The following is a 14,593-nucleotide window of genomic DNA, read 5'->3' as shown; positions in this document are numbered from 1 at the left end:
CCTCAGTGCGTGAGGGTCACCCGGATGCCCACGGTGCCCTCGCGGCCGCGCCGCAGCCTGCTGCCGAGCAGGGTGAGCCGGCCGGTGATGCCGTACTTACGGGCGATGAGGCCGCGGTAACGGGCGGTGGTGGCCTCGTCGGTGATCTCGGCGGTGGCCGCCACCGGCTCGCCGGTCGGCCGGCCGCGCAGGTCGCAGGGGCCGACCCGGACATCGGCGCGGCGGCGGATCCGCTTGACCTTCCAGGAGTCGGCGGTCGTCCAGACGCCGAGCGTCTCCCCGTCCCGCACCACCCAGACCGGCGTGGGAACGGGCGAGCCGTCCTTGCGGAAGCTGGTGACGAGCAGGTACTTGCCGGCGCCGAGCCGGTCGATGTCGGTGCCGGTGGTGTCGTCCATGCCGGAAGTGTAGGGCCGCCCCGGCGGGGCCGCGCCTCACCCCACGGCCGCCGCCATCCGGCGTACCGCCTCGGTGATCACCTCGGGCGAGGTGGCCAGGTTGAGCCGTACGTGCCCGGCGCCGCCGGTGCCGAACGGGAGCCCCGAGTTGACCGCGACCCGGCCGCGCGTCAGGAAGACCTCGGCCGGGTCGTCTCCGAGTCCGAGGGCGCGGCAGTCCAGCCAGGCGAGGTAGGTGGCCTCGGCGGGCCGGTACCGGACCGCGGGCAGGTGCCGGTCCAGGAGGCCGGCCAGCAGCCGCCGGTTCTCGTCGAGTCCCGCCAGCAGGGCGTCCAGCCAGGCGGTGCCGTCGGTCAGGGCGGCCGTGTGCGCGAGGACGCCGACATGGCTGGGCCCGTGGCTCACCTCCTCGGGAAGCCGGGCCAGGTAGGTGGCGGCCCCGGGCCCCGCGACCGCGAGCGCGGCCTTGAGGCCCGCCAGGTTCCAGGCCTTCGAGGCCGACATGAGGGACAGGCCGCGTTCGGCGCCCGGCACGCTCAGGTAGGGCACGAAACCGGCGCCCGGCGCGGTGAGCGGCGCGTGGATCTCGTCGGCGACGACCCGGACGCCGTGCCGCTCGGCGAGCCGGGTCAGGGCGGTGAGTTCACCGGCGGTGTGCACGGTGCCGGTCGGGTTGTGCGGGCTGCACAGCAGGTGGGCGGCGGGCCCGCCGCCGAGCCCGCGGAAGACGTCCGCGAGGACGTCGAGGTCGAGCCGTCCGCCGGGACCGAGCGGAGCCTCCACGACCCGCCGGTCCATGTGCTCGATGAACTGGTAGAACGGCGGATATACCGGCGAGTTGACGACGACCGGGTCGCCCGGACCGGTGACCAGTCTCAGCATCTCCACGACCCCGAGCATCACGTCGGGGACGATCGCGGTGCGGGCCGTGTCCAGCCCGTGCCAGCCCCAGCGTTTCGCGGCGAACGCGGCGAGGGCCTCGGCGTAGCCGGTGCCCGCCGGGTAGCCGGTGTCGCCCAGCGTCATGGCGTCGGTGACCGCGCGGACCACCGGCGCGGCGAGCTGCACGTCCATCTCCGCCACCCAGACCGGGAGCACGTCCTGCGGGTAGGTGCGCCATTTCATGCTGGTACGGCGGCGCAGTTGGTCGAGGGTGAGGGCGCGCAACGGGTTGGGTTCGACCGGGTTCTCCTGGTGGATGCTGGTCATGGGGTCAAGATAGGCGGCCCGGGGGCGGGCGGGAACGTGCCCGGAGGCCATGTCGCGGCACCATGGGATCGCAAAGATCAAGACCGCGCTGAACACCCCCGCGCCCGGCCCCGTATGGAGAGCAGGGCGCTCGACGACCGGAGGGCCCCGCGGTGTCGGCACCGCGCGTTCGGGGTTTCGGGAGCCATGGATGAGGCACGCACGACGACGGGTCGTCCGGCGGGGGACACAGCTGGCGGCGGTCGGCGGACTCCTTCTGGGAGGCGCGATGGTCACCACGGCCATGGCGAGCGAGACTCCCGGTGGCGCCGCCGTCCCGTTCAGCTCGGCGGCCGAGGCCGGTGACACCGGCAGCGCCCTGGTGGCGCGGCTCGGGACGGCCCGTACCGCGGGCAGCTGGATCGGCGCCGACGGCAAGCCAGTGGTGGCGGTGACCGACCGGCAGGCCGCGGCGGCGGTCGAGCGGGCGGGCGCCGAGCCCAGGATGGTGTCGCACAGCATGAACGAGCTGAAGGCGGCGACCGCCGCGCTCCGGGCCGCGCCGCGGGTGGCCGGCACCGCGTGGGCGGTGGACTACCGGACCAACCGGGTGACGGTGGAGGCGGACAGCACGGTCTCGGCCGCCGACTGGTCGGACCTGAGCCAGGTGGCCGCGCGGATCGGCGGCTTCGTCCAGATGCACCGCTCCCAGGGCACGTTCAGCCCCCGGCTCAACGGCGCGCAGCCGATCCTGTCCACGGGCGGCCGCTGTTCGGCGGGTTTCAACGTCACCAACGGGCAGACCGACTTCATCCTGACCGCCGGGCACTGCGGTCCCGCCAACACCGTCTGGTTCGACGACAACCAGGGCGACCGGCAGCTGGGCACCACGATCAACACGCAGTTCCCCGGCAACGACTTCTCGCTGATCCAGTACGCGTCCGGGAAGGCCGGTGACAACGCGGACGTGGTCGCCATCGGCAACGGACAGGGCGTGCGGATCACCGGCGCGGCCGATCCGACGGTCGGGCAGAAGGTGTTCCGCAGCGGCTCCACCAGCGGGCTGCACGACGGCACGGTGACCGCGCTCAACGCGACCGTCAACTACCCGGAGGGCACGGTCACCGGGCTCATCCAGACGAACGTGTGCGCCGAACCGGGCGACAGCGGCGGGCCGTTGTTCTCCGAGGGGATCGCGCTGGGCGTGACCTCGGGCGGCAGCGGCGACTGCACCGCGGGCGGGGTGACGTTCTTCCAGCCGGTGACGCGGGCGATGGCGGCGCTGAACGTGCGGCTGGCCGGGTCGGCGGGGAACGGCGCCGCGGGACAGGCCGCCCCGGCCGCGCCGTCGGCGGCGGCCACCCACAGCGCGATCGCGCCGAACGCCGCCTCGCCGGGTGCGTCGGCGCCGGTCGGCTCCGCGGGCGGCACCGGTCTGGTCGACCGGCTCACGGACACCCGGAACGTGGGGCCGGGTCTGCTGGTGATCGGGGGCAGCCTGGTGGCGCTGGTCGCGGCGCGCTACTTCCGTGCGGAGCAGGACCGCAAGGCCTACCAGCGCTACTACTCGGCGACTTGGGGCTGACGGCGAGGGCCGGGGCCGACGGGGCTCCGGAGGGATCCGCGGGGCCACGAGAAGGGCACCCGCCTCGACGGGTGCCCGGGACGGGCGGTCAGGCCGCCTGGTCCGGCTGGTGCGGGGAGGCGGCCGCCCATTCGAGGACGAGCCGCTGGTACTCCTCGCGCTGCTCGGTGCTCAGTGTCCCGCCCGACCGGAGCCACAGGGCCCGGATCTCCTCGTTGACCTCGTCGGCCGATCGCTCGGTGACGGCTTCAACAGTGGTGGACATGGTGTGAAGCATATGCCGATCGACGTGAAGGCGCCGTGAGTAAGTACGACCGATATGGACATATCGGACCGTGTTCATCATCACGTCAATGAGCGCGAAGTAAAAGGGAGTTATATTCCCGGCGGCACCGGCCGCCGGGGCGGCCACCGCGGTTCATCCTCCGGCGCCGCCACCGCCGAGCACCAGCACCTGGATCGCCAGCACGGCCGCGCCGCGGGCCCAGTCGTGGAAGTCGGAGACCTTGGTCTCCAGGTGCACCGGGGCCGCGAGCGGATGCCGGTGACCGCGGACGGTGTCCCGCACCACGTCTGCGGCCACCTCCATCAGGCCGACCCCCTCGCCGGCGAGCAGGATCTTCTGCGGCATGACGAAGTTGGCGATGTGCGCGAGCAGGGTGCCCAGCGCGCGGCCGGCCTCGCCGATCACCCGCGCGGCCATCGGCTCGCCCTCCGCGGCGCGCGCGAGGATCTCCTCGTAGGACGCGTCGCGGCCGGTGGCGGCCCGGATCTGGTAGCGGATGCTGGGGATGGTGAGCAGCGACACGGCGCTGCCGCGCTCGCCGTCCGGGGTCAGCGGGCCCTGCGGGTCGATGATCCAGTGCCGGCCGAAGCCGCGGTCCTCCTCGGCGTAGGGCACCCGCCGGCCGCCGAGCACCAGCCCGTAGCCGATGCCGGCGCCGATGGTCAGGACGACGAAGCGGTCCAGTCCCCGGCCGGCGCCGAACCAGGTCTCGGCCTCGACCAGGGCGGCCACGTCGTTCTCCACCACGACCGGCAGGCCGGTGCGCCGCCGGACCAGGTCGGCCAGCGGGACGTCGCGCCAGCGCAGGTAGGGCGACTCGCCGACCACCGCGTGCTCGCGCACGAACCCGCCGACACCGATGCCGATGCCCGCGACGGCCGGGTGCCGCACGGCGAGTTCCGCGGCCATGGCGGCCAGCAGGTCCGCGACCTGTTCGGGATCGTGGCTGGTGAGGGGACGGTCGAGCCGGGCGACCACGTCGCTGCGCAACGTGGTGACGACGCCGTACACCGTCTCGTCGGTGACCTTGAAACCGAGGAAGCAGCGGGACTCGGCGACCACGTCCAGCGGCTGCGAGGGACGCCCCTGGCGCGCCTCGGCCGGCGCGCCGGTCCAGGAGGCCTCGACGAGCAGGCCGGACTCGATGAGCGGCTTGGTGAGGCGGGTGAGGCTGCCCTGGGAGAGGTTCAGCCGGCGGGCCAGCTCGGTGCGCGACAGCGGGCCGTTCACCAGCACCTCGATCGCCACGGAGCGTTCCGCGGAGCTCAGCGGCAGCCAGTCGGACACGGCACTCCTTTTCTTCCGTAGCCGAAGTAACCCGACCACCCTACTGTGCGCCGCACGCGCCGAGGAAGCGCCCTCTTGAGGTCTGTCCTGCTTCTTTCCACCCCTTGACGGCGAGATTCTTCCGAAGCAAAAGTAACCGTCATGACTTTCTCACTCGGCATCGTCGGCGCCGGCCAGTTCTCCGGCCAGTTCGCCACCCTGTTCCAGGCTCATCCCGGCGTCGGGAACGTGTACGTCACCGACCTCCTCCCCGAGCGGGCGGAGCGGCTCGCCGCCGCCCAGGACCTGGCGGGGACCTTCCCGTCGTACGAGGCGATGCTGGAGTCGGCGGACGTCGACGCGGTCGCGATCTTCACCCAGCGCTGGACGCACGGCCCGCTGGTCCTGCAGGGCCTGAACGCCGGCAAGCACGTGTACTCCGCGGTGCCCATGGCGATCACCACCGAGGAGATCGCGGCGATCATCGACGCGGTCCGGGCGACCGGGCTGACGTACATGATGGGCGAGACCAGCCAGTACAACCCGGCGACGGTGCACGCCCGCAACCAGATCGCCGAGGGCGCCTTCGGGCGGCTGTTCTACGCCGAGGGCGACTACGTCCACGACATGGACCTGGGCTTCTACGACGCCTACCGCTACAGCGGCGGCGAGAACTGGAAGGCGACCGCCAGCTATCCCCCGCTCCTCTACCCGACGCACGCGGTGGGCGGTGTGCTGGGCGCCTGGCAGACGCACGCGGTCAGCGTGTCGGCGATCGGGGTGACGGACGACCGGGGCGACGGCGTCTTCGACAAGGACGTCAGCCAGTTCGGCAACGACGTGTCCAACGCCACCGCGCTGTTCGAGGTCGCGGGCGGCGGGTCGTTCCGGACGAACGAGTTCCGGCGGGTGGGCTACCCGTCGCACATCCGCGAGTCCCGCTTCCGGTTCTTCGGTACCGAGGCCAGCATGGAGCAGCTGGCGACGGTGGCGTTGTGGCAGGACAAGAAGGGCGTCCAGGACATCAGCGAACTGCTGGAGCCCAAGCCCACCATGTCGCCCGACGACCCCTCGCTCCAGCACATCGCGCCGGAGCTGCGGGCCGCCTTCACCTCCGGCTCGGCGCCGGTGCACGACCGGGCCCGGCTGCCGCGGGAGTTCGACACGCTGCACAACGGGCACGAGGGCAGCCACCACTTCCTGGTGGACGACTTCGTGACGGCCGTCAACACGCGCTCGCTGCCGTCGGTCAACGCCTGGGTCGCCGCCCGCTACACCCTGCCGGGCATCATCGCGCACGAGTCCGCGCGGCAGGGCGGGGCCAGGCTTGCGATCCCGGACTTCGGGGACGCCCCGGAGAGCTGAGCCGGGACGGCGGCCGGGGCCGGGTGCCGTCAGGTGCCCGGCTTGCGGCCGTACACGTAGACGTCGTCGCCGTTCTTCAGGAGCGACCAGTACTTCTTGGCGGTCGCGGTGGTCATGTTGACGCAGCCGTGCGAACCCGGCGGGTTCCACATGCTGAGACCCACCGAGTGGAAGGCCTGGCCGCCGTCGAAGAACTGGCTGTAGGGCATCGACACGTTGTAGAGCGAGGAGACGTGGTCGATGTCACGCCAGTAGATCTTCTTCAGGCCGGTGCGGGTGACGAACCCCTTGCGGCCGGTACGGACCGGGACCGGGCCGTAGACCAGCTTGTTGCCGTCCTGGATCCAGCTGAGCTGGAGCGACAGGTTGACGCAGGCGATGCGCCCCTTGTCGGTCGGGCACTTGCCGTCCTTGTTCGGCTTGTCGCCGACGGCCTTCTGCTTGTTCATCAGGTCCATCACGCCCCACGTGACGGGCCCGGCGTAGCCGATGTCCGGCGTGATGCCGTGCTTGTCCTGGAAGGCCTTGACCGCCTTGCAGTCGGCGGCGGACTGCTTGCCGTCCACCGGCCGGCCGAGGAACTTCTCCACCTGCTTCTGGTACGGCCCCGCCTGGGTCGTACAGCTCGCGGCCTGCGCCGGAGCGGAGGTGAGGGCGAGCGTGAGCGGCGCCACCAGTGCGGTGACACCGAGCACGACGACACCTCGTCTGCGTATGTCCCCCATGTGAAGCATGTCTCCTTCCTGTGTCCTGCGATCTCGTGGTCCTAGACCGGCCGATCGAGGGCATTGGTTGTAGCACCGGCCACGCTGTGACGAAACGGTTAACTTCGGCGGCGGCGGCACGGGCGGCCTAGGCTGCCGTCCATGCACCGCATGCTCGCCGACGATCTCGCCCGGTTCCCGGAACTCCTGCGGTCGGCCCGTGACGTGGCCGTCCGTGCGCTGGCCGGGCTGGACGAGCGTCCGGTGGCCGCGCTCGGTCCCGCGCCCGCACGGGCGGCACTGCCCGGACGGGGAGAGGGCGGGGAGGGCGCGCTGGCCCGGTTCACCGAGCGGTGGACGCCGGGTCTGTCCGCCTCGGCCGGACCACGCTACCTCGGTTTCGTCACGGGCGGTGTGACGCCCGCCTCCCTCACCGGCGACTGGCTGACCTCGGCGTACGACCAGAACGCGGCCGCCGCCACGGGCTCCTGGGGGGCCGCGCTGGAGCGCGAGACGGTGGCCTGGCTGGCCGAACTGTTCGGGCTCGGCGAGGCGCACGGCGGGGCGTTCGTGACCGGCGCCACGATGTCCAACACCGTCGGACTGGCGATCGCCCGGGAGTGGCTCGGGGAACGGCTCGGAGTGGACGTGTCCCGGGCGGGCGCGGCCGCGCTCGGCCCGGTCGACGTGCTCTCCGGCAGCCCGCATTCCAGCGTCGGCAAGGCGCTGTCGGTGCTCGGCATCGGCCGGGACCGGCTGCGGCCGGTGCCGCTGCTGCCGGGTGATCGGGAGGCGGTGGACGTCACGGCGCTCGACGCCGCGCTGGCGGCGCTCGACGGGCGTCCGGCGATCGTCGTCGCGAACGCGGGCACGGTGAACACCGTCGACTTCGACGACCTGCGGGCGATCGCCGCGCTCCGGCGGCGGTACGACTTCTGGCTGCACGTCGACGCCGCGTTCGGCGCGTTCGCCGCCCTCTCCCCCGCCCACGCCCCGCTCGTCGCCGGACTGGACGAGGCCGACTCGGTCTGCGTGGACCTGCACAAGTGGCTCAACGTGCCCTACGACGCGGCCGTGCAGTTCACCCGCCGCCGCGACCTCCAGGTGGCCGTCTTCCACAACGAGTCCCCCTACCTCGGTCCGCCCGCCGACGACCCGGACTTCCTGCACCTGACCCCGGAGACCTCCCGCCGGCTGCGGGCGCTGCCGGCCTGGTTCTCCCTGACCGCGTACGGCCGTGACGGGTACCGCGAGATCGTGGAGCGGAACATCGCCGAGGCCCGGCGCCTCGGCTCCGGCATCGACGCCCTCGCGGACCTGCGCCTGCTGGCCCCGGTCCGGCTCAACGTGGTCTGTTTCACCCTCGCCGAGAACCCCGCGCAGGACCGGGTGGACGCGCTCGCCCGCGCGGTGGCCGCCTCCGGGGAGACGTTCCTCACGCCGACCGTGTACGGCGGGGTGCCCGCGCTGCGGGCGGCGTTCAGCAACTGGCGGACCACCGAGGAGGACACCCGGCGGGTGCTGGCCGCGCTCACGGCGGCGTCAGCCGCCCTGTGAGGCGTGCCGGACCTCCCGGTGTGGGCGCAGCGCCGCGTGGAAGCCGCCGTGGACGGCGGTGAGGCCGCCGTCGACGCGGAGCGTGGTGCCGGTGATCCAGGCGGCGTCGCGGGAGGCGAGGAAGGCGACGGCCGCGGCGACGTCGGCCGGCTCGCCGATCCGGCCCAGCGGGTAGAGCGGGCGGAGGGCGTCGAGTTCGTCCTCGCGTCCCGCCCATGCCGAGGTGCGGACGGTGCCCGGCTCGACCAGGTTGACCCGGACCCCGCGCGCGGCCGCGTGCCCGGCCAGGGTGCGGGTCAGCGAGACCAGGCCGGCCTTGGCGGCGCTGTAGGAGTGGTTGCCGAAGTCGGCCTCGGCGTTGACGGAGCCGATGCTGACGACGGCGCCCCGGCCGGAGGCGGCCAGGTGCGGCAGCGCGGCCCGGCAGCAGCGGTAGACGCCGGTGAGGGTGATGTCGAGGTCGAGGTCCCAGCCGTCCTCCGGCTGGTCCTCGAAGAGCGGGACGTCCGGGGTGCAGTGCGCGGCGCAGTTCACCAGTACGTCGAGTCCGCCGAAGGCGCCGACGGCCCGCTCGACGGCCGCCGTCACCGAGTCCCGGTCGGCCACGTCGCAGCCGAACGCCTCGACCGCCAGGCCCTGTTCGCGCAGGGCGGCGGCCGTCCGTTCCGCCTCGGGCAGGTCCCGGTCGGCCGCCAGCACCCGGGCGCCCTCCTCGGCCAGCCGCCGGGCGACGGCCGCCCCGATGCCGCGGGCCGCGCCCGTGACGAGAACCCCGTGTCCCGCAAAGCGATTGAGTCCGGTCATGACGACGACCGTACGGCCCCGACGATCAACAGGACAGATACCGTGCCGACATGACCGCGTTCTGGCAGCAACTCCCGGCCCTCATCGGCGTCGTGATCGGCGCGCTCGGCTCGTATCTCGCGGTGGTGCGGGGTGACCGGGTGCGGTTCCGGCGGGAGCAGGAGGCGCGCTGGGACGAGCGCCGGCTGACCGTGTACGCCGAGTGGGCGCAGGCGCTCAAGCGGACCGTCTCCGTCGACTACCGGGTCGCCGCCCACCTGGGCAACGACCCGCACCCCCACCCGCTCTCCCCGCGGGAGGCCGCACCCCTGCTGGCCGAGGCCCAGTCGGCCCGTGACCCGCACGGCGAGCGGCTCATCATGCTGGGCAGCCCCGCGGTGGTCGCCAAGGGCCAGGAGTGGGTGCTCGCGGTGATGGCGATGGAGCGGTTCCTGCGGGAGGAGCGGCGCGATCCCGAGGCGTGGCGGACCCTGCTGGAGCGGCAGCGCGACGGGCGGGACGGCTTCTACGCGGCCGTCCGCGCGGATCTGGCGCTGCCGCCCGGCCGTTCCGGACGCCTGCCGCTCGCGGAGGCCTGACGCCTCCGCGAGCGGTGTCCGGCTCAGTGGCCGCGGGCCACCCACTCCGCCAGGTGCGGGGCCTCGGCGCCGATGGTGGTCGGGTCGCCGTGTCCGGTCAGGACCTTCGTCTCCGGCGGGAGCGTGAGCAGCCTGTCGCGGATGGAGTCGATGATCGTCGGGAAGTGCGAGTAGGACCGTCCGGTCGCGCCGGGACCGCCCTGGAAGAGGGTGTCGCCGGTGAAGACGGTGGCCAGCCCCGGTTCGTACAGGCACACGGCGCCGGGCGCGTGGCCCGGTGTGTGCAGCACGGTCAGGTCGGCGCCGGCCGCCTCGATGACCATCCCGTCGGTGAGGTGGTTGTCGGGATCGCGGTCGGGGTGGGTGAGCTTCCACAGCGGCAGGTCGTCGGGGTGCAGCCAGATCTTGGCGCCGGTCAGGTCCGCGAGGGCGGGCGCGGCGTCGATGTGGTCGTTGTGGGCGTGGGTGCAGACGATCGCCTTCAGGACCCGGTCCTCGACGGCCTCGGCGATGGCCTCGGCGTCGTGGGCGGCGTCGATGACGATCACCTCGCGTTCGTCGCCGATGATCCAGACGTTGTTCTCGACGTCCCAGGTGCCGCCGTCGAGGGTGAACTGCCCGGCGGTGACGAGACGTTCGATGCGGGTGGTCATCAGAGCACCACCACCGAGCGCAGCACGTCGCCGCCGTGCATCCGGTCGAAGGCCTTCTCGACCTCGTCGAGCCGGACGGTCTCGGTGACGAAGGCGTCCAGCGGCAGCCGGCCCTGCAGGTGCAGGTCGATCAGCATCGGGAAGTCCCGGCTGGGCAGACAGTCGCCGTACCAGCTGGACTTGAGGGCGCCGCCGCGGCCGAAGACGTCCAGGAGCGGCAGTTCGAGCTTCATCTCGGGCGTGGGCACGCCGACGAGGACGACGGTGCCGGCCAGGTCGCGGGCGTAGAACGCCTGCCGGTAGGTCTCCGGGCGGCCGACCGCCTCGATGACGACGTCGGCGCCGAAGCCGCCGGTCAGCTCGCGGATCGCCTCGACGGGATCGGTCTCGCGCGAGTTGACCGTGTGGGTGGCGCCCAGGGTGCGGGCCGTCGCCAGCTTCCGGTCGTCGATGTCGACGGCGATGATCTTCGCGGCGCCCGCCAGGTTCGACCCGGCGATCGCCGCGTCGCCGACCCCGCCGCAGCCGATCACGGCGACCGAGTCGCCGCGGCCGACCCCGCCCGTGTTGATGGCGGCGCCGATGCCGGCCATCACCCCGCAGCCGAGCAGTCCGGCGACCGCCGGGGAGACGGCCGGGTCGACCTTGGTGCACTGCCCGGCGGCCACCAGCGTCTTCTCCGCGAAGGCGCCGATGCCGAGCGCCGGTGACAGCTCCTGCCCGGTCGAGGCGAGGGTCATCTTCTGCTTCGCGTTGTGCGTGTCGAAGCAGTACCAGGGGCGGCCGCGCAGGCAGGCCCGGCACTGGCCGCACACGGCACGCCAGTTGAGGATCACGAAGTCACCGGGGGCCACGTCCGTGACGCCCTCGCCGACCGACTCCACCACTCCGGCGGCCTCGTGGCCGAGCAGGAACGGGAACTCGTCGTTGATCCCGCCCTGCTTGTAGTGCAGATCGGTGTGACAGACCCCGCAGGCCTGCACCTGTACGACGGCTTCGCCGGGCCCCGGGTCCGGCACCACGATCGTCTCGACCCGCACCGGCTCGTCCTTGCCCGGTGCGATCACGCCGCGTACTTCCTGCGCCATGGACCTGACCCTTTCGTCGCTCTGCTGACCTGCCTGTTCCGACCCTACGCGGGACCGGCCGCCGCGGCACGGAGCACGTCGGTCACCGCGGATCTTTCCCCCGGCCGACCGCCTTCCGCCCCGGCGCCGGGGCGGACCGACGTAGCCTTGGTGGGCCGCCCACCGTCCGGACGAGGAGCACCGTGACCACCGCAGACGCCCTTGTGCCGGTACGGACCGCGGGCCGCCCCGGTCCGTCCGCGTTCCGGCTGCTCCTGAGCTATGTCCGGCCGCACCGCTGGGCCCTGTTGGCGGGTGCGGTGCTCTCGCTGCTGACGGGCGCGACCGCACTGCTGCTGCCGCTGGTGGCGCGGGGCCTGATCGAGGACCTGTCCCACGACCGTTCGGTGTCGGGGAAGTTGCTCGCGATGGCGGCTCTGGTGATCACCAACACCGTCGTGGGCGCGCTGGGTTCCTACGTCCTGCGGCGCACCGCCGAGTCGGTGGTGCTCGGCGCCCGGCGCACCCTGTCGTCGTACCTGCTGCGGCTGCGGATCGCCGCGGTGGACCGCACCGAACCCGGTGACCTGATGGCGCGGATCACCTCGGACACCACGCTGCTGCGCGAGGTCACCACGGATTCGCTGGTCGCGCTCGGCACCGGCGGCCTCACCCTGGTCGCCACCGTGGTGATGATGGGGGTCGTCGACCCGGTGCTGCTGGGCGTCACGCTCGCGGTGATCGCCGGGGCGGGCACCGTCCTGGGCACGATCGTGCCGCGCATCCACCGGGCGAGCCGGCGGGCGCAGGACGCGGTCGGGGTGATGGGGGCGTCGCTGGAGCGGGTGCTGGGCGCGCTGCGCACCGTGAAGGCGTCGGGCGCCGAGCCCCGCGAGGAGCGTGCGCTGCACGAGGCCGCCGAGGAGTCCTGGCGGCAGAGCGTGCGGGCCGCCAAGTGGTCGGCCGCGGCCGGCAACACGGCGGGACTCGCGATGCAGCTGGCGTTCATCACGGTGCTGGCGGTGGGCGGGGCGCGGGTGGCGACCGGTGCGATCGGCATCGGCACGCTGGTGGCGTTCCTGCTCTACGTCTTCTACCTGATGTCGCCGATCCAGCAGGTCGTCGGCGCCGTCACGCAGTACCAGACCGGGGCCGGCGCGCTCGCCCGGATCCGGGAGGCGCTGGAGCTGCCCGCCGAACCGCCCTTCGTGCCCGTCGACTTGCCGGCGGCCGGCGCCGAACCGGCCGCCGTCGCCTTCACCGACGTACGGTTCCGGTACGCCGACGACCTGCCGTACGTGCACCACGGGGTCAGTTTCGCGGTGCCCGCCCGGGGCATGACGGCCTTCGTCGGCCCGTCCGGCGCGGGCAAGACCACCGTCTTCTCGCTGATCGAGCGGTTCTACGACCCGGAGTCCGGCACGATCACCCTCGACGGCCGCCCGCTCGCCGACTGGGAGCTGCCCCGGCTGCGTTCGGCCATCGGCTACGTCGAGCAGGACGCGCCGGTGCTGTCGGGGTCGTTGCGGGACAACCTGCTCCTCGGCAACCCGGAGGCGGACGAGGGCACGGTGACGCGGGTGCTGAAGACGACCCGGCTGGACGGCCTGGTGGAGCGGCTGCCGCAGGGTCTGGAGACGCTGGTGGGGCACCGCGGGACCAAGTTGTCGGGCGGGGAGCGGCAACGGGTCGCGATCGCGCGGGCGTTGCTGCGCCGGCCCCGGCTGCTGCTCCTCGACGAGGCCACCTCGCAGCTGGACGCGGTGAACGAGGCGGCCCTGCGGGACACCGTCGCCGACGTGGCGCGGTCGACCACGGTGCTGGTGGTCGCGCACCGGCTGTCGACGGTGACGACGGCCGACCGGATCGTGGTGATGGACGCGGGCCGGGTCCGCGCGGTGGGCACGCACCGGGAGCTGGTGGCCGGGGATCCGCTGTACGCGGAGCTGGCGGCGACCCAGTTCCTGGCCGCCGGGCACTGAGCACGGCGAAGGGCCGTCCCCGCGGCGGGGACGGCCCTCGGGTGCGGCCGGGGTCAGGCCTCGATGCCCGGCAGCAGTCCCATGGCGGGCGCGGCCAGGTCGGTGAGCTGGTGCAGTTCGCCCAGCTTCTGGAGCCCGTTCAGTCCCTGCAGCTGCTCCGAGACCTTGGGGATCTCGTCCTGGTGCTCCGCCGGGATGCCGATGCGCGAGACCGAGTCGAGCACGCCGAGCGCGGTGAGCTTCCCGGGGTCGTGTGCGCTCGCGTCGGCCGCGTTCGCCAGCGGCGCGGCGAGGCCGGTGACCCCGACGGCAAGGCCGACGGCGGCGACGATACGTCGTGTTGAGATCATGTCTCCAGCAACGGCCGGAGTGCCCGCCCGGACACGGGCGGGCACTCCCGCTCACCCGTCAGGCGGAGCGTGCGGCCTGCGCTTGCCGAGCCGGGCGGGGCGGAGGAGGCTCGAAGACGGGGCTGCCGCGGCCCGCTCCGCATCGGCCGCGGGCTCCCGCTGGAGGTCACCATGGGCACCGCGCCGGGCTCCACGTTCGACACCGAGACGCTGCGCCGGGCCATCGAGGGCAACACGGGCAACAGTCTGCTGGCGCTCTACGCGGACGACGCCGAGATCCGCATCGTCGACCGCACCGCGCAGCCGAGCCACCCCAGGGTCCTGCACGGCCGCGGGGACATCGCCGCGCTGCTGGACGACGTCTACAGCCGGGACATGACGCACACCCTGGACCAGTGCGTCGTCCAGGGCGACCGGGCCGCCTACAGCGAGTCCTGCGAGTACGCGGACGGCGTCCGGGTGCTCGCCGAGTCGATGATCACGCTGCGCGACGGGAAGATCGCCGAACAGATCATCGTCCAGGCATGGGACGAGTAGCCGCCAGGGCCGCAAGGGCCCAGGTCAGCGCTCGGCTGACCTGGACCTTCTCGGCGCGGGCCGGGCTGGGACAGCGGCGTCGGGCCCGTCCTCGCACCTCCGCCGTGCTGCTCCGAGCGCTGCTGCGGGCGGCGCATCGCCGCGGGAGTCGCTGAGCGCCTCGGTTACCCTGGGCTCGGGCCGTGACTGGCGCTGAGGTGGAGCACCACCGTGGAGCGGCCCGCACTGTCGATGCCGTGCGCCTGGGCGATCAAGGTCGAATCAGCTCAGGAG

15 protein-coding genes and 1 riboswitch are annotated in these 14,593 nt (G+C 73.1%); of the genes, 6 read left to right on the top strand and 9 right to left on the bottom strand.

Annotation, left to right across the window (positions count from 1 at the left end):
* Window positions 1-2 precede the first annotated feature (2 nt).
* Together ACIQOE_RS34175 and ACIQOE_RS34170 are read right to left on the bottom strand one after the other, a co-directional pair.
* Entirely contained in the window at window positions 3-398 is a 396-nt protein-coding gene (locus tag ACIQOE_RS34175; protein WP_401415603.1) for a PPOX class F420-dependent oxidoreductase, read from the bottom strand.
* A gap of 36 nt (window positions 399-434) precedes the next feature.
* On the bottom strand, window positions 435-1,607 hold the full coding sequence (locus tag ACIQOE_RS34170) for a MalY/PatB family protein (protein WP_401415601.1): 1,173 nt from the start codon (window positions 1,605-1,607) through the stop codon (window positions 435-437).
* A gap of 190 nt (window positions 1,608-1,797) precedes the next feature.
* On the opposite strand from ACIQOE_RS34170, the gene ACIQOE_RS34165 reads away from it, so the two are divergent.
* Window positions 1,798-3,171 (top strand): S1 family peptidase, encoded by a 1,374-nt coding sequence (locus ACIQOE_RS34165; RefSeq protein ID WP_401415599.1) that lies wholly within the window; start codon window positions 1,798-1,800, stop codon window positions 3,169-3,171.
* Between the two features lie 88 nt (window positions 3,172-3,259).
* Here the strand turns inward: ACIQOE_RS34165 and ACIQOE_RS34160 are convergent, their stop codons facing one another.
* Together ACIQOE_RS34160 and ACIQOE_RS34155 are read right to left on the bottom strand one after the other, a co-directional pair.
* The gene (locus tag ACIQOE_RS34160; protein ID WP_351323903.1) at window positions 3,260-3,448 is read right to left on the bottom strand and encodes a hypothetical protein; all 189 of its coding nucleotides are present in this window, start codon (window positions 3,446-3,448) and stop codon (window positions 3,260-3,262) included.
* Between the two features lie 141 nt (window positions 3,449-3,589).
* Complete coding sequence (locus ACIQOE_RS34155; protein WP_362647088.1) at window positions 3,590-4,744, bottom strand: ROK family transcriptional regulator; 1,155 nt, start codon at window positions 4,742-4,744, stop codon at window positions 3,590-3,592.
* Between the two features lie 141 nt (window positions 4,745-4,885).
* Here ACIQOE_RS34155 and ACIQOE_RS34150 point away from each other — a divergent pair, with 141 nt between their 5' ends.
* The gene (locus ACIQOE_RS34150; RefSeq protein WP_351323906.1) at window positions 4,886-6,088 is read left to right on the top strand and encodes a Gfo/Idh/MocA family oxidoreductase; all 1,203 of its coding nucleotides are present in this window, start codon (window positions 4,886-4,888) and stop codon (window positions 6,086-6,088) included.
* 29 nt (window positions 6,089-6,117) lie between these two features.
* On the opposite strand, the gene ACIQOE_RS34145 is transcribed toward ACIQOE_RS34150, so the two are convergent.
* Window positions 6,118-6,813, bottom strand: a complete 696-nt coding sequence (locus ACIQOE_RS34145) for a L,D-transpeptidase family protein (RefSeq protein ID WP_365567231.1) — start codon at window positions 6,811-6,813, stop codon at window positions 6,118-6,120.
* Window positions 6,814-6,954: 141 nt separating this feature from the next.
* Here ACIQOE_RS34145 and ACIQOE_RS34140 point away from each other — a divergent pair, with 141 nt between their 5' ends.
* A complete protein-coding gene (locus ACIQOE_RS34140) occupies window positions 6,955-8,349 on the top strand; it encodes a pyridoxal phosphate-dependent decarboxylase family protein (RefSeq protein WP_401415594.1) in 1,395 nt (464 codons plus the stop codon).
* On the opposite strand, the gene ACIQOE_RS34135 is transcribed toward ACIQOE_RS34140, so the two are convergent.
* On the bottom strand, window positions 8,335-9,153 hold the full coding sequence (locus ACIQOE_RS34135) for an SDR family NAD(P)-dependent oxidoreductase (RefSeq protein ID WP_351937998.1): 819 nt from the start codon (window positions 9,151-9,153) through the stop codon (window positions 8,335-8,337). The genes ACIQOE_RS34140 and ACIQOE_RS34135 overlap by 15 nt on opposite strands.
* Before the next feature lie 50 nt (window positions 9,154-9,203).
* On the opposite strand from ACIQOE_RS34135, the gene ACIQOE_RS34130 reads away from it, so the two are divergent.
* A complete protein-coding gene (locus ACIQOE_RS34130; RefSeq protein ID WP_365558732.1) occupies window positions 9,204-9,731 on the top strand; it encodes a hypothetical protein in 528 nt (175 codons plus the stop codon).
* A 23-nt stretch (window positions 9,732-9,754) separates the two neighbouring features.
* Here the strand turns inward: ACIQOE_RS34130 and ACIQOE_RS34125 are convergent, their stop codons facing one another.
* Together ACIQOE_RS34125 and ACIQOE_RS34120 are read right to left on the bottom strand one after the other, a co-directional pair.
* Entirely contained in the window at window positions 9,755-10,384 is a 630-nt protein-coding gene (locus ACIQOE_RS34125; RefSeq protein WP_351323912.1) for an MBL fold metallo-hydrolase, read from the bottom strand.
* A complete protein-coding gene (locus tag ACIQOE_RS34120) occupies window positions 10,384-11,472 on the bottom strand; it encodes an S-(hydroxymethyl)mycothiol dehydrogenase (protein ID WP_351323913.1) in 1,089 nt (362 codons plus the stop codon). Before ACIQOE_RS34120 ends, ACIQOE_RS34125 begins: the two co-directional genes overlap by 1 nt.
* A gap of 182 nt (window positions 11,473-11,654) precedes the next feature.
* Here ACIQOE_RS34120 and ACIQOE_RS34115 point away from each other — a divergent pair, with 182 nt between their 5' ends.
* On the top strand, window positions 11,655-13,433 hold the full coding sequence (locus ACIQOE_RS34115) for an ABC transporter ATP-binding protein (RefSeq protein ID WP_351323914.1): 1,779 nt from the start codon (window positions 11,655-11,657) through the stop codon (window positions 13,431-13,433).
* Window positions 13,434-13,486: 53 nt separating this feature from the next.
* Here ACIQOE_RS34115 and ACIQOE_RS34110 read toward each other — a convergent pair whose 3' ends face one another.
* Window positions 13,487-13,783 (bottom strand): hypothetical protein, encoded by a 297-nt coding sequence (locus ACIQOE_RS34110; RefSeq protein WP_351323915.1) that lies wholly within the window; start codon window positions 13,781-13,783, stop codon window positions 13,487-13,489.
* Window positions 13,784-13,954: 171 nt separating this feature from the next.
* Between ACIQOE_RS34110 and ACIQOE_RS34105 the strand changes: the two genes are divergently transcribed.
* A complete protein-coding gene (locus tag ACIQOE_RS34105) occupies window positions 13,955-14,320 on the top strand; it encodes a nuclear transport factor 2 family protein (protein ID WP_351323916.1) in 366 nt (121 codons plus the stop codon).
* A gap of 172 nt (window positions 14,321-14,492) precedes the next feature.
* A riboswitch (ZMP/ZTP riboswitch) is annotated at window positions 14,493-14,575 on the top strand.
* Window positions 14,576-14,593: the final 18 nt, after the last annotated feature.

This window comes from Streptomyces sp. NPDC091282 (genome assembly GCF_044757385.1).
GTDB lineage: Bacteria > Actinomycetota > Actinomycetes > Streptomycetales > Streptomycetaceae > Streptomyces > Streptomyces gramineus.
The sequence above is the reverse complement of the archived record's forward strand: the minus strand, read 5'-3'. Positions and strand labels throughout refer to the sequence as shown.

Excerpts from the sequence above, each read along its gene's own strand:
- ACIQOE_RS34110 (WP_351323915.1), bottom strand. The coding sequence starts at position 13,783 with ATGATCTCAACACGACGTATCGTCGCCGCCGTCGGCCTTGCCGTCGGG.
- ACIQOE_RS34175 (WP_401415603.1), bottom strand. The coding sequence starts at position 398 with ATGGACGACACCACCGGCACCGACATCGACCGGCTCGGCGCCGGCAAG.
- ACIQOE_RS34150 (WP_351323906.1), top strand. The coding sequence starts at position 4,886 with ATGACTTTCTCACTCGGCATCGTCGGCGCCGGCCAGTTCTCCGGCCAG.
- ACIQOE_RS34170 (WP_401415601.1), bottom strand. The coding sequence starts at position 1,607 with ATGACCAGCATCCACCAGGAGAACCCGGTCGAACCCAACCCGTTGCGC.
- ACIQOE_RS34140 (WP_401415594.1), top strand. The coding sequence starts at position 6,955 with ATGCACCGCATGCTCGCCGACGATCTCGCCCGGTTCCCGGAACTCCTG.
- ACIQOE_RS34120 (WP_351323913.1), bottom strand. The coding sequence starts at position 11,472 with ATGGCGCAGGAAGTACGCGGCGTGATCGCACCGGGCAAGGACGAGCCG.
- ACIQOE_RS34130 (WP_365558732.1), top strand. The coding sequence starts at position 9,204 with ATGACCGCGTTCTGGCAGCAACTCCCGGCCCTCATCGGCGTCGTGATC.
- ACIQOE_RS34160 (WP_351323903.1), bottom strand. The coding sequence starts at position 3,448 with ATGCTTCACACCATGTCCACCACTGTTGAAGCCGTCACCGAGCGATCG.
- ACIQOE_RS34105 (WP_351323916.1), top strand. The coding sequence starts at position 13,955 with ATGGGCACCGCGCCGGGCTCCACGTTCGACACCGAGACGCTGCGCCGG.
- ACIQOE_RS34125 (WP_351323912.1), bottom strand. The coding sequence starts at position 10,384 with ATGACCACCCGCATCGAACGTCTCGTCACCGCCGGGCAGTTCACCCTC.
- ACIQOE_RS34135 (WP_351937998.1), bottom strand. The coding sequence starts at position 9,153 with ATGACCGGACTCAATCGCTTTGCGGGACACGGGGTTCTCGTCACGGGC.
- ACIQOE_RS34145 (WP_365567231.1), bottom strand. The coding sequence starts at position 6,813 with ATGGGGGACATACGCAGACGAGGTGTCGTCGTGCTCGGTGTCACCGCA.
- ACIQOE_RS34165 (WP_401415599.1), top strand. The coding sequence starts at position 1,798 with ATGAGGCACGCACGACGACGGGTCGTCCGGCGGGGGACACAGCTGGCG.